The sequence below is a fragment of the Paenibacillus sp. NPDC058174 genome, assembly GCF_042883865.1.
Taxonomy (GTDB): Bacteria; Bacillota; Bacilli; order Paenibacillales; family Paenibacillaceae; genus Pristimantibacillus.
In genome coordinates, this window is record NZ_JBHVUY010000001.1 from 113173 (window position 1) to 126542 (window position 13370).

Genomic DNA, 13370 nt, shown 5'->3' on the forward strand with positions numbered 1-13370 from the left:
AAACGTAAGTCTTCTCCGCGGTTGTCTACGGCATCTTCCGACGCCGATGATTTTATCTTGTCCGGTTTGTGGGGGAATATACCTTGGCGTCCAAAAAAAATTGCAAAACCGGCTCTCAAGGAACAGAAGCTTTTTCAACGGCTATAAATTATGTTACGATAAGCGGGACAGTATACGAAGGGGGCAAAATGCAGTGAGAGTCATTGCAGGCGCGGCAAAAGGCCGTACGCTGAAGGCCGTTCCCGGCATGAATACGCGTCCTACGACAGATAAGGTGAAGGAAGCGATTTTCAGCATGATCGGGCCGTACTTCGACGGAGGCGTGGCGCTGGATTTGTTTGCCGGCACCGGCGGACTCGGAATTGAGGCCTGGAGCAGAGGCGTCGAGCGGACGATCTTCATCGACCGTGAGAAAATAAGCATCGATATAATCCGGCATAACACGGAGGCGGCAGGAATGGGCAGCGCGGCGGAAATTTACCGCAACGATGCAGAGCGGGCGATTAAGCTGCTGGAGAAGCGGGAAATCGTATTTAAGCTCGTATTTCTGGACCCGCCGTATAGAATGACCCAGATGGACGAGCTGATGATTGATTTAGCACAGCGTTCCATGCTGGAGGAAGAGGCAATTATCGTCGTGGAGCATGATGCGGCGCATGTTTACCCCGAGCACATGGAGCAATTCGAGCAGTTGAAACAATCCAAGTACGGAGATACAGCGGTAACCATTTACCGATACATACCGTCTGACAGCATGAATGGGGGACAAGCAGATGAGTGAGAAGCTTCGCGTGGCGGTATATCCCGGCAGCTTTGATCCAGTTACGTTTGGGCATTTGGACATTATTCGCCGATCGGCAAAGCAATTTGATCAATTAATCGTAGCGGTGCTCAACAATACGAGCAAAAATCCGCTTTTTTCCGTTGAGGAAAGAAAAGAAATGCTGCGCGAGGTAACGAGCGACATACCGAATGTTACGGTAGACAGCTTCCGGGACTTGCTCGTACGTTTTATGAAATCGCGCAACGCCAACGTTATTATCCGGGGCATTCGCTCGGTTACCGACTTTGAATATGAGCTTACGCTCGCTTCGACCAATCATTTGCTCGACAGCGAAATCGATACGATCTTTATGATGACAAATCCGAAGTATTCGTATTTGAGCTCCAGCATCGTGAAGGAAATCGCCCAGTTCAAGGGTGAGGTGACAGAGCTGGTGCCGCAGGCGGTAGAACGCCGTCTGATCGAAAAATATAAATAAGTCAATGACCCCTTCCGCTGGAATGATTAGCGGGAGGTGCCAGTCTCGTGACGAGGAATAACAGCATAAAAGCGGCTGCAACGGCTGCTGCGCAAGAAAGCGCATACGGCCATAGACCAGGCAGGTCGCGGACCGCCAGCGGCAGCGGCGCATTGATGGGGTCGCCATGCGAAAGCATGGCGGCCTCTGTTTTTCCGCCGCTGCCGTCTCCGCCCAGGAAGACGGGGAGCGGTAAAGGCAGCCAAGCGAGGGCGGCTTGCGCAGGCTTCCACAGCAGCAGTGCGAAAAGTGCGGCGTGCACCGCATGAAGCAAGCGCGAGCCGATGAAGGGGAGCAGCTTCAAGCCGGTGCCCGATACAGCGTAACCTGCCTGCAAAATAGCACTGATGCCGCTCCAGGCGAGCACTGCGGCGACAAGCGCAGCGTTGACGGATGCGCTGCTGAGCGGCCCTTGCCAGACTGCGGCTGCATAAGCGCCGAGATGGCCTTCGAGCAGCGCAGGCAGTGCAAGGTCAAGCGCTCCATTTGGCGCGGCGAACTGCAGCAGCGGCTGCGCCAAGCGAGCCATAACGGAGGCGAATATGATAAAGCCGCCGACAACCATTAGCTTTTGCACGCTGGAGTAGACCGCGTCGCCCAGCACTTTGCCGAAGCCGCGGCCGTCTTCCTCGCGTGCGGAAGAAATTGCAGCTGCGGCTCTGCGCAGCAGACTGCCGCCGTCGCTTTCAGCTCCTCTGGCTTGACCGCCCCGCCCAGGGTCCATGTCATCTTGAACGGTTCTGTGTCTTCGAAGCAGCGTCTGCAGCCCGAATGTCCAGAACGCCGACAGCCATACGGCGGCGGCAATGATGATGCCGAGATCGGGGCGATGCATAAAACCGGCCCCGATCACAATAAGCATGAACATCGGGTTTGGCATATGAGACAGGGCGAGCAGCCGTTGACCGTCGCGATGAGACAAAACTTCGCGGCGTCTTAAATCGGCGGTAGCTTCCGCTCCAGCGGAAAAGCCGGACATCCAGCCCAGTACAAGCGGCAGAGCAGCGTCGCCTGGCAGCTTGAACAGCTTGCGCATCGGGGCTTGCATCAGCACCCCAAGACCGTGAGCAAGGCCAAAGGCGGCGATCATTTCAAAGAGGACAAGAAATGGAAGCAGTCCGGGGAACACGATCGTCCACCAAACCGTTAGTCCTTGCAGGGATGCTTGAAAAGCGGCGTCCGGCATGCGGATGACAGCGCTAATAAGGGTAAGCGATATAATAGCAAGCACAATCGTTCGGGCCATAAGCCGATCACTCCATTTGTAAAGGCGGTTTGAGGCCTGGGAAGCTAATTAACAGGCTGTCCTGGCCGATTGTAAATTGTACGCTTGCTTGGACAAGGATAGACCAGTTGGTTAGCAGCATTAGAGAGAGGAGGGAAGCTATGAGAGAGAGACTCAAACATATCGATTTTAAAACGATAGCCCTCGTTGCCGCGACAGCTGTCTTCATGTGGTTTCTGTTGTTTGCACCGTCTCCTTATGTCATTTACGAACCAGGCATCGCCGCCGGGACGGGCTCTATGGTGACGATGGGACCGGAAAGCAATGCGGAAATTCCGGTTACGGGCAGCCTAGAAAGCGGAGCTTTTCTTATGACGACGGTTAAGCTCAGCGACACGAATTATTGGGGAGCGATCCGCTCCAACTGGCTGCGGGATGCGAAGGCTCTGTCGAAGACTAGCATTCTGAAAGGCTATACCGATGAGCAGTATCAGCAGCGGATGAATGTCATTATGCACGGGTCTCAAAATGATGCCATCGAAGCAGCCTACCGCTTCGCCCATGTACCGTACCGCTCGGTACCTGCAGGGGTAATGGTATCAGGTTCCAGCCGATCGGAGAATGGCCTGCTGCCAGGGGATTCAATCGTAAAAGCAGAAGCTGAAGAGGTTGCCGGACTGGATGATTTAGCGACTGTATGGCGGACTAAGCAGGCTGGGGATCAAGTCCAGTTGACGGTATTAAGAAATCAATCAGAGCTTAATCTGACGATGAAGCTGGAGGCATATAACGGGAGTCTTACGAAGGAACGGCTGTCCTTGGCGCTTGGAGGCGCTCAGCTTTCCGAATACCGGGAGCTGGAGCCGATTGACGGGAATTTGGCGCTCTCTATAAATGCAGGAGAGATTGGCGGCCCTTCGGCCGGCCTCATGTTCACTTTGCAGGCATTGGATTTATTGACGGACGGAGATTTGACCGGGGGCCAAATCATCGCAGGTACGGGTACGATCGATCCAACCGGAAAAGTCGGGGAAATCGGCGGAATTGGCTATAAAATAGTAGCCGCTCACGAAGCAGGCGCAAAGCTGTTTCTTGCGCCTGCCGGCAATTACGAGGAAGCGGCGAAAAAAGCGAAACGAATCCGCAGCTCAATGCAGGTCGTTCGCGTGTCAACGTTGAAGGAAGCTGTTGTAGCATTGGAAGCTGTGCAATCCGCTAAATCATAATCGGCTTGCCTGTAAAATCCCGGTACATCGCGGCGGCCGAAGCATGTCCCGGCTGAGCTAGCATGTAAGCCGCTGAGGCTTGGACGTCCAGTTGAAGGTAGTGATAGGGCTCCTCTGCTTTCGAAGCGCTCAGGAGTACGGGCAGCGCGGCATGGCTGCGCATCCGGCGAAGCAGCTCCTTGCCTTTCTCAGTAAAACCAAGCACACGGATGTACTGAATCCCGGAAGCAAGCTTGTCCGCCGTAAAATCTTCCTTGCGATGTCCAAGCAGGATGGACAGCAGAGCACGCTGCAGCTTAGTGCGCGTATATCGCTTCGTCTTCAGCGCTTCCAGGAGTGATTCCATTCCGGTATCGGCAAGCTTCGGCATTACGGCTGAGATACGGTGCTCCAGCCCTTCAGCAATTTCACGCAGCTCGCCGAGCTGTGCTGGAGAGCGAGTGACAATACTGTGAAATAGAGCAGGGGAAAAGGTTTCCCAGCTTACCGGGCTGCGGCCCGCCGCCCATTCCTCTTCCATGACACTGTAAGTGGAAGCCGGAACGTAAGGACGGCTTCCAGCCAGCTCCCGTCTGTCCAGCAGCAGCTTGCGGATCGCTGTCGCACTGGCTATTGCCTGATCCGTCACGTCGGTCTGGTTGTATTCGGATTTTTCACGGCGGATCGTGTAGGGCTCCATTCGTCCTTGAAGCCGCTCAAGCGCAATTAAATAATGAAGACCTAGCGTATGGTTCGGCTGTGCGAACGGGAATTCCGCTGCTTCTTTACGGCCAGTAGACGCCAAATAAGCGCTAATAGCTGCGCTGTATGCAGTTGGATAAGCACTGCCATCCGCTAGAGCCTCCTTCAGCATGGACTTGAAGGCTGGCGGTTCCTGTGCGACCACACGCGCTGCTTCGTGCAGCGCGTTCAGCTCGCCGCTCTCCGTGCCAAAGCAGAAGGCGTCTACGACACCTGTCGCTTCCAGCAAGGCGACAGCACCGTATGCGAACCATTCTGCAGCTTGTGTTGCATAAGCGACTGGCAGCTCGATGACAAGGTCGCAGCCGCCGCGAAGAGCGGCTTCTGTACGCGCCCATTTGTCCATGACGGCGGGCTCACCCCGCTGAAGGAAGTTGCCGCTCATGACGGCGACGACGGAATCGGCGCCCGTTATTTTCCGCGATTGCTGCAAATGATATTGATGTCCGTTGTGAAACGGGTTATACTCGACAATTAGTCCTACTGTTCGCATGCGGCCGCTCCTTGCTTCTCAATGTATATATGTTCCATCATAGCATAGAGCGGGATCGGGATTCACGGCAGGATCGCGAAAAGACGTGAAAATGTTGACAAAACAGTGCTGGGATAGATATAATAAATTTTGTTTGTTTGGGGTGATCTGATGCAGTTTCATGTACAGGAAACAATGTCCAAGGGGTTGAAAGCGAAGGTGGAGGAGTCCATCGACGTAACCGCCCTGTTCGAAGGACGAAGCGATGTCATTAGCAAGGGTCCGCTCCATGTGTCGCTTCAAGTAACAGGCAACGAAGGCGGAATTACGGTTGATGGCGAATTGTCCATCGATTGGGAGCTTGCATGCTCCAGATGTCTGGACCCTGTGAAAGAACACACGGTTATTCCTTTCTTCGAGCAGTTCAAGCCAGCGTCCGAATCGGACGAGGGGGAGAATGAGGACGACGAGGAGGATGACGTCATTGCAGTGGCTGGAGACAGACTGGATCTGAAGCCTTTTGTGGAAGAAGCGCTTCTGCTCTTTATGCCTTTTGCTCCGTTATGCAGTGACGATTGCAAAGGTCTTTGCCACACTTGCGGGCAAAACTTAAATGAACATACATGCGGCTGCAAGACAGAACGGATTGATCCGCGTCTGGCAGTGCTCAAGGACTTGTTCAAAGAAGAACAATAACGCAATGCTGATTGATTTTGTGAAGGAGGTGGGAAATATGGCAGTACCTCAAAGAAGAACGTCCAAAACTCGCCGCGACAAACGTCGTACGCATTTCAAACTGGCGGTGCCTGGTATGGTAAAATGCGAGCAATGCGGAGAGCTGAAACTGGCTCACCACGTATGCAAAGTGTGCGGATACTACAAAACGAAAGAGATTATCGCTCAATAATCTCGGGATTTCCCACAATAGCACTTCATTGCGATGAGGTGCTATTTTTTATATACTTATGATTAGTACCTGGTGATAATATCAGCTATAAAGCGTCGTGCGGAATGGATTCAGCCGTCCGTAAGGCCAACTATATGCGTGCATTTATATGAATCATCCTGTAAATTCTCTAATTTGAAGCGCTTTGGTTTTAAATTAGAAAGGGAGTCACTATACTGTAAAGGTGGTGCCGACGATGGAACGCATGCCCAAGCGGCAGCGGCATCAGCTGCTCGCCCGGTTAATTGACGAAAATCCGTTTATGACGGACCGAGAGCTCACCCGCCATTTGAAAATCAGCATTCAGACGATTCGTTTGGATCGCATGGAGCTGGGCATTCCTGAGCTGCGTGAGCGTATGAAGCTGATGGCTGAGCGCTCCTACGATTCGGTTCGGTCACTACCGCTGCACGAGGTGATTGGCGATATCGTCGACCTGCAGCTGGACAAAAGCGGCATATCGATTTTTGAAATACGCGATGAACATGTTTTCTCTCGCACCGGCATTGCCCGCGGCCATCATGTATTTGCGCAGGCGAATTCATTGGCCGTTGCTATTATAGATGACAAAATTGCTTTGACGGTAACGGCGGACATCCGATTCATCCGGCCGGTCAAGCTGGGTGAAAAATGCATTGCGAAAGCATATGTACGATCCATTTCCGGCGAACGGAACAAGTCCAAGGTAGAACTGTTTACCTATGTGGGCGACGAGATGGTGTTCCAAGGCAATTTTGTCATTTATCGTTCTGCTGGAGATGCGGAAAACGAAGGAGGAGACGTACATGCGGATCGCCATTGACGCAATGGGCGGCGATCATGCCCCCGGTTTAATTGTGCAGGGGGCGCTTGAGGCTGCAAGGGAATGGCCGGACACGGAGCTGCTGCTCGTAGGGGATACTGCGGTTATTGAACCGCTGCTCCAGGGACAGAAGCCTTCTAATTTGCAGCTGCACCACACAGATGAAGTAATTGGTGCCGATGAAGAGCCTGTAAGAGCTGTTCGCCGGAAAAAAGGAGCCTCGATGGTCGTAGCCGGACAACTCGTCCGGGATAAGCAGGCGGATGCGATGCTGTCGGCGGGCAATACCGGCGCATTGATGACGACGGGCCTGCTCGTTGTTGGCCGGCTGGACGGCATTGAGCGCCCTGCGCTTGCGCCGATGCTGCCGACGATGGACGATATCGGTGTGCTGGCGCTTGATTTGGGCGCCAACATGGATGCGAAACCGGAGCATTTGCTCCAGTACGCTATTATGGGCAGCATCTACCGCTCGAAAGTGCATGGCATGGAAAAGCCGCGAGTTGGCTTGCTTAATGTCGGTACGGAAGAGAAGAAGGGCAATGAGCTGACGAAAGCAGCTTATGACCTGCTTGCAGATGCCCCTATCCATTTTATCGGCAATGTGGAATCTCGTGATATATTGCAGCGCAGCTGCGATGTTCTCATCTGTGACGGCTTCGCTGGCAACATTATGCTAAAGTCGATGGAAGGAACAGCAGGGACGCTGTTGAATTACTTGAAGGACGCTTTCGGCGAATCGATGATGACGAAGCTCGCGGCGGCGATTATGCTGCCAAGACTCCGAAAGCTGAAGAAAAAGATGGATTATAAAGAGCATGGCAGCGCGCCGCTGCTCGGTTTGAACGGGCTGGTCATGAAATGCCACGGCTCATCTGATGCTTTGGCAGTGAAAAGCGCGGTTCGTCAAGCGCGGACGGCGATTCAAGGACAGCTGACCGAATCGATTGCAGCGGAAATAAGCGGGAAGTGAGTGAGTGGAATTGAGTTTACATCCTGTAGGTATTATTGGATCGGGCAAATATGTTCCCGACCGGATCTTATCGAACCAAGAGCTTGAGCAAATGGTAGAAACGAATGATGAATGGATCGTAACCCGTACCGGCATTCGCGAGCGCAGGCTTGCCGCGCCGGAGCAGGCGACATCCGACCTGGCATATGAAGCGTCGAAGCAAGCGATTGCAGCGGCAGGACTTACGGCTGAGGATATCGATCTAATCATCGTTGCTACCATTACTCCGGATATGTTTTTCCCGTCCACCGCATGCTTGCTGCAAGATAAGCTAGGTGCGAAACGAGCGGCAGCTTTCGATTTGTCGGCGGCTTGCTCCGGATTTATTTATGGCTTGGCGACCGCATCGAATATGATCGCGACGGGCATGTACAAGCATGTGCTGGTCGTTGGGGCAGAGGCATTGTCGCGGATTACGGACTATACCGACCGCAATACCTGCATCCTGTTCGGCGATGGCGCTGGCGCAGTTGTGCTTGGTCCGGTTGAGCAAGGCCGCGGCTTCCAGTCCTTCGTGCTTGGCGCGGACGGAAGCGGCGGAGAGCTGCTCAAAGTAGACGGCGGCGGCTCCCGTACGCCGGCTTCGGAAGAGAGCGTTCAAGCAAGGCAGCATTATATTCAAATGGCCGGCAACGACGTTTTCAAATTCGCCGTACGCATTATGGGCGGTGCAGCTGAGGAAGCGCTCGAGAAAGCGGGCTTGACGAAGGAAGACATCGATCTGCTCGTTCCGCATCAAGCGAATATCCGCATTATCCGTTCCGCGCTTACACGACTGGATCTGCCGGAAGAAAAAGCGATGATCAACCTCGACAAATACGGCAACGTATCTGCTGCGTCGATTCCGATTGCGCTGGCGGAAGCTGTTGAAGAAGGACGAGTGAAGCAAGGCGATTGCCTGGTGCTCGTCGGCTTTGGCGGCGGCCTGACTTGGGGCGCATCGGTTCTGAAATGGTAACGGAGGTAACTTATTCATGAGCAAAATAGCATTTGTATTTCCCGGCCAAGGCGCGCAAGCGGTAGGGATGGGGAAAGACGTATACGATTCCGTGCCTGCGTCGCGCGCAATATTTGAACAAGCTGACGAGGCGCTTGGTTTTTCGGTTAGCGACATTATATTTAACGGACCGGACGAGCTGCTGAAGCAGACAGCAAACACCCAGCCGGCTTTGCTGACGGTTAGCGTTGCGCTGCTTGAGGCGCTTGAAGGCCGCGGCTTGAAGCCGGATTACGTCGCGGGACACAGCTTGGGCGAATACAGCGCACTAGTTGCGGCAGGAGTTTTGTCGTTCGCTGATGCCGTGCGTACGGTTAGAGCACGCGGTGAATTTATGGAGCAAGCGGTGCCTGGCGGTCAAGGCGCGATGGCGGCTGTATTAGGCGCGGAACGCGAGACATTGGCTGCGCTTTGCGCGGTGGTTTCAGCTGGCGGCAATGCAGTTGAGCTGGCGAACGTGAACTGCCCAGGGCAAATCGTCGTATCCGGAACTTCAGCCGGCGTTCAGTCGGTCGTGGAGCGCGGGAAAGAAGAGGCAGGAGCGAAGCGTGTTATTCCTCTGGAAGTCAGCGGACCGTTCCACTCTTCGCTGATGAAGCCTGCTGCTGAGAAGCTTGGCGTTGTACTGGAAGGCGTAAGCATGGGGGATGCGGCCGTTCCGGTAATTGCCAATGTAACAGCTTCACAGGTGACAGAAGCTTCTGACATCCGCCGTCTGCTCGTGGAACAGGTGTATTCGCCTGTACTTTGGGAAGACAGCATCCGCTATCTAATCGGGCAAGGTGTCGATCATTTTGTTGAGATTGGCTCCGGCACTGTGCTGGCGGGTCTGATCAAAAAAATCGATAAAAACGTTCGCGTAACTTCGATTAACAGCGCAGCTGCGATTGAAGCGTTGAATTAATGCTATATTTTTTGCTGAGGAGGGTATGCGATGTTTGCCAGTTTGGAAGGCAAGAAAGCGCTCGTTACGGGCGCGTCGCGCGGCATAGGCCGGGCGATCGCTATTGCGCTGGCGGAAGCTGGCGCTGATGTTGCGATCAACTATTCGGGCAGCGAGGCTGCTGCTGCGGAAACGGCGCAAGCGGTAGAAGCGCTTGGACGCCGTGCCATTACGCTCAAAGCCAATGTAGGCAAAGCGGATGAATTCGATGCGATGGTGAAGGAAGTCGTCGATCAATTCGGAGCGCTTGATATTTTGGTGAATAACGCGGGCATTACGAGAGATAATTTAATCATGCGCATGAAGGAAGAAGAATTTGATCAAGTGATTGAGACGAACCTGAAGGGCGTCTTTAACGGGATCAAATCCGTAACGCGGACGATGATGAAGCAGCGCTCCGGCCGCATTATTAACATTTCTTCGGTTGTTGGCGTGCTTGGAAATCCCGGGCAGGCCAACTATGTGGCCGCGAAAGCGGGTGTCATCGGACTTACCAAGGCAAGCGCGCGTGAATTGTCTTCTCGCGGCATTACAGTCAACTGCGTCGCTCCGGGCTTTATCCAGACGGATATGACGGACAAGCTGCCTGAGGAGACTCGCGATGCGCTTGCCAAGGACATTCCGCTTGCCCGTCTCGGAAGCCCTGAGGATATCGCCCATGCGGTGAGATTTCTCGCTTCCGATGCCGCTTCTTATATGACTGGCCAGACCGTTCATGTGGACGGCGGCATGTACATGTAAGGATGCGCAAAAGCCGCGCCAGCCCTTGGCTGACGCGGTCCGGGCAGGAATTAAAACGGTTACGTATGGCATTTTATCTTTAATTCTCGTATAATACCAAAGAGGAGGTGAACCGGATGTCCGAAGTAGTAGAACGTGTAAAACGTATCGTCGTCGACCGACTTGGCGTAGACGAAGCGGAAGTCACGCTGGAAGCTTCCTTTAAAGATGACCTCGGCGCTGACTCTCTTGATGTCGTTGAATTGGTCATGGAGCTGGAAGACGAGTTTGATATGGAGATCTCTGATGAAGATGCAGAGAAAATCACCACAGTGGGAGAAGTAGTTAATTACATACAATCTCTTAACTAAGGAAGCCAGGGTCCCGTTGTAACAGACGGGACTTCTCTCCATATGAAGCAAGGTTGCGACAGCATCCAACATGAAGGCATGAATGAGCTAACAAGCTTTTTATATATAAATCAAGGTGCGTTAAGAAGCGCATCCAAATAGCTGTTCTTGAGGTGAATCGAATGAAACAGAGAGTTGTCGTAACTGGCATGGGGGTCATGACCTCACTCGGATCGGAATTGGATCAGTTCTGGGGCAATTTGCTGGAGGGCAAATCGGGCGTTTCTCATATCGAGGCGTTTGACGTGTCTGAATATCCAACACAAATTGCTGCAGAAATTAAAAACTTTAATCCTGAAGAATTTAATTTAGATAAAAAAGAAGCCCGCCGCATGGACCGTTTCGTACAGTTTGCATCCGTTGCAAGCTTGTCCGCGGTGAAGGACTCTGGCATTGTAATCGGTGAAAATGTCGACGCAGAACGCATCGGCGTTATGATCGGCTCCGGTATCGGCGGACTGGGTACTTGGGAAGACCAGCACAATATTTTGCTCGAAAAGGGACCAAAGCGCGTAAGCCCGTTCTTTATCCCGATGATGATCGCAAATATGGGTTCTGGCCAAGTATCGATTCTGACAGGTGCGAAAGGCCCGAACAGTACAGCGGTTACCGCATGTGCAACGGGTACGCATTCCATCGGCGATTCGTTCAAGCTGATTCAGCGCGGCGAAGCTGATGTAATGATCTGCGGAGGCGCGGAGGCGACAATTCGTCCTACCGGTCTTGCAGGCTTCTGCTCCATGCGGGCAATGTCAGTGCGCAATGATGAGCCGGCTCGAGCGAGCCGTCCTTTCGATACAGACCGCGACGGATTCGTAATGGGTGAAGGCGCTGGCGTTCTCATTCTTGAATCGCTGGAGCATGCTCAGCAGCGTGGTGCCCGCATTTACGCCGAAGTAATCGGCTATGGCATGAGCGGCGACGCTCACCACATGACTGAGCCTGATCCAGATGGCGCTGCACGCTGCATGACGAGAGCGATTAAGGATGCTGGAATCGAGCCAGGCGACATCGATTATATCAATGCGCACGGCACGTCCACTCCGGTTGGCGACCGTTCCGAAACGAAAGCGATTAAGAAGGCGTTGGGCGACCACGCTTATAAAGTCGCTGTCAGCTCGACGAAATCGATGACGGGCCATTTGCTCGGCGCTGCTGGCGGTGTAGAAGCGGTCATTCTTGGCCTGACACTGCAAAACAGCATTATTGCTCCGACCATCAACCTGGAAAACCAGGATCCGGAGTGCGATCTGGATTATGTACCGAATAAGCCGCGTGAAGCGGAAGTTCGTACGGCGCTGTCCAATTCTTTCGGATTTGGCGGCCACAATGCAACGATCGTGATGAAAGTTTATGAAGCGTGATACATTCCATGAGCTCCAGTCCAGGCTGGAGCTCAAGTTTAAACAGCTGAAGCTGCTGAAGCAGGCGTTCACGCATACGTCATACGTGAACGAGCATAAGCACAGTTCCATTGAGCACAACGAACGCCTTGAGTTTCTTGGCGACGCTGTGCTCCAGTTGCTTGTGTCGGAATATTTATTCTCTGCCTATCCGCAGCGGCCGGAAGGCGAGCTGACACGGATGCGCGCATCCGTAGTCTGCGAGCCGTCGCTCGCGCAATTCGCCGAACGTCTGGATCTTGGCGCACATGTCATGCTCGGACGGGGAGAGGAACAGCTTGGCGGACGGCAGCGTCCCGCATTGCTGGCGGATTTGTTCGAAGCCTTTGTCGGCGCTATTTATTTGGACGCCGGAATCGACCGGACGCGAGTGTTTCTGGAAGCTCATATGTTCCCGTTCATCGAGTCCAATGACTATGGACTGCTTGTGAAGGATTTCAAGTCCAAGCTGCAGGAGCGTGCGCAGCATAACGGTCTCGGTCCGGTGGAATACCGGATTACCGAAGAGCGCGGACCGGCGCATGACCGCGAGTTTGTCGTCGAGGTTTTTCTCGGAGAGGCACCTTACGGCAGCGGTGTCGGGCGTACGAAGAAGGAAGCGGAGCAGCGCGCCGCATCGCAGGCGTGGCAATCGTTGTCGGCCGAATAGAAGATGGGTTTGTTTCGAATGCGCGTCCGGTAAGGCGGCGCTTGCGAAACAAACCCGTTTTTATTTGGGCAAGGAAAATTGGCGGAGTGAGTGCGTGCATGCGTGCGTGCGTGGTGTCAGATGGCTTGGAGTGTTAGTATATAATTTCGCTATTAACTGAAGTTTTTTCTTTATTTTGCGTGGAATTGGGCTACATCTGATCAGATTTGCGGATATAAGTACAATTTTTTCTTTATTAAGAAATGAATTTCCGCTGTTCTGAACTTTCTTGCGTTACAGCCTGCAATCTTATGATATGAGCCGTAATTAAGGAAATTTCATGCTTAATAACGAAAAAATGTACTAAAGGGAGCGTAACATTAGGCGAGTATAACACTTAGTTTATGAAGTTAAGTACAGCGATGAGCAGAGCATAGAGGTTTGACCGCCGACGTGCGACCGAGCACCGTGTGCCGCGATGGCACCGCGCTAAGGGAGGCGCGTACGGTGAAGACAAAGAGCACAGCAAGAGCACTGCAAAAGC

At 53.3% G+C, this 13370-nt stretch carries 15 protein-coding genes; 13 read left to right on the forward strand and 2 right to left on the reverse strand.

The annotated features are described in order from the left end of the window. The first annotated feature begins 193 nt into the window (after window positions 1-193). Together rsmD and coaD are read left to right on the forward strand one after the other, a co-directional pair. Complete coding sequence (gene rsmD, locus ACFVVF_RS00435) at window positions 194-781, forward strand: 16S rRNA (guanine(966)-N(2))-methyltransferase RsmD (RefSeq protein ID WP_387804388.1); 588 nt, start codon at window positions 194-196, stop codon at window positions 779-781. Next, window positions 774-1262, forward strand: a complete 489-nt coding sequence (gene coaD, locus ACFVVF_RS00440) for a pantetheine-phosphate adenylyltransferase (RefSeq protein WP_387804390.1) — start codon at window positions 774-776, stop codon at window positions 1260-1262. Before rsmD ends, coaD begins: the two co-directional genes overlap by 8 nt. A 1-nt stretch (window position 1263) precedes the next feature. Here coaD and ACFVVF_RS00445 read toward each other — a convergent pair whose 3' ends face one another. Beyond that, window positions 1264-2547 carry a nucleoside recognition domain-containing protein gene (locus ACFVVF_RS00445; protein WP_387804392.1) on the reverse strand — a complete coding sequence of 428 codons (1284 nt, stop codon included), beginning with the start codon at window positions 2545-2547 and terminating at the stop codon, window positions 1264-1266. Window positions 2548-2687: 140 nt separating this feature from the next. Between ACFVVF_RS00445 and ACFVVF_RS00450 the strand changes: the two genes are divergently transcribed. Continuing rightward, window positions 2688-3752, forward strand: coding sequence for a YlbL family protein (locus tag ACFVVF_RS00450; RefSeq protein WP_387804394.1), 1065 nt, complete (start codon window positions 2688-2690; stop codon window positions 3750-3752). Here the strand turns inward: ACFVVF_RS00450 and ACFVVF_RS00455 are convergent. Then, complete coding sequence (locus ACFVVF_RS00455) at window positions 3742-4986, reverse strand: nucleotidyltransferase (protein ID WP_387804396.1); 1245 nt, start codon at window positions 4984-4986, stop codon at window positions 3742-3744. The two genes, ACFVVF_RS00450 and ACFVVF_RS00455, sit on opposite strands and share 11 nt — an antisense overlap. A 174-nt stretch (window positions 4987-5160) precedes the next feature. Between ACFVVF_RS00455 and ACFVVF_RS00460 the strand changes: the two genes are divergently transcribed. The 10 genes from ACFVVF_RS00460 to rnc all read left to right on the forward strand — a co-directional run bounded on the left by ACFVVF_RS00460 (window position 5161) and on the right by rnc (window position 12847). After that, complete coding sequence (locus ACFVVF_RS00460; RefSeq protein WP_387804398.1) at window positions 5161-5661, forward strand: YceD family protein; 501 nt, start codon at window positions 5161-5163, stop codon at window positions 5659-5661. Between the two features lie 37 nt (window positions 5662-5698). Continuing rightward, window positions 5699-5872: a 50S ribosomal protein L32 gene (gene rpmF, locus ACFVVF_RS00465; protein ID WP_042160385.1), complete on the forward strand. Its 174-nt coding sequence runs from the start codon at window positions 5699-5701 to the stop codon at window positions 5870-5872. A gap of 244 nt (window positions 5873-6116) precedes the next feature. Further along, window positions 6117-6713, forward strand: a complete 597-nt coding sequence (fapR, locus tag ACFVVF_RS00470) for a transcription factor FapR (RefSeq protein WP_387808696.1) — start codon at window positions 6117-6119, stop codon at window positions 6711-6713. After that, window positions 6697-7686, forward strand: a complete 990-nt coding sequence (plsX, locus tag ACFVVF_RS00475; protein WP_387804400.1) for a phosphate acyltransferase PlsX — start codon at window positions 6697-6699, stop codon at window positions 7684-7686. Before fapR ends, plsX begins: the two co-directional genes overlap by 17 nt. 10 nt (window positions 7687-7696) lie before the next feature. Continuing rightward, on the forward strand, window positions 7697-8683 hold the full coding sequence (locus ACFVVF_RS00480) for a beta-ketoacyl-ACP synthase III (RefSeq protein ID WP_387808699.1): 987 nt from the start codon (window positions 7697-7699) through the stop codon (window positions 8681-8683). A 16-nt stretch (window positions 8684-8699) separates the two neighbouring features. Further along, a complete protein-coding gene (fabD, locus tag ACFVVF_RS00485) occupies window positions 8700-9626 on the forward strand; it encodes an ACP S-malonyltransferase (RefSeq protein ID WP_387804402.1) in 927 nt (308 codons plus the stop codon). A gap of 30 nt (window positions 9627-9656) precedes the next feature. Further along, window positions 9657-10406, forward strand: coding sequence for a 3-oxoacyl-[acyl-carrier-protein] reductase (gene fabG, locus ACFVVF_RS00490; RefSeq protein WP_387804404.1), 750 nt, complete (start codon window positions 9657-9659; stop codon window positions 10404-10406). A 116-nt stretch (window positions 10407-10522) separates the two neighbouring features. After that, a complete protein-coding gene (acpP, locus tag ACFVVF_RS00495) occupies window positions 10523-10756 on the forward strand; it encodes an acyl carrier protein (RefSeq protein WP_042160396.1) in 234 nt (77 codons plus the stop codon). A gap of 161 nt (window positions 10757-10917) precedes the next feature. Then, a complete protein-coding gene (gene fabF / locus ACFVVF_RS00500) occupies window positions 10918-12159 on the forward strand; it encodes a beta-ketoacyl-ACP synthase II (RefSeq protein WP_387804406.1) in 1242 nt (413 codons plus the stop codon). Beyond that, the gene (gene rnc / locus ACFVVF_RS00505; protein WP_387804408.1) at window positions 12149-12847 is read left to right on the forward strand and encodes a ribonuclease III; all 699 of its coding nucleotides are present in this window, start codon (window positions 12149-12151) and stop codon (window positions 12845-12847) included. Before fabF ends, rnc begins: the two co-directional genes overlap by 11 nt. Window positions 12848-13370: the final 523 nt, after the last annotated feature.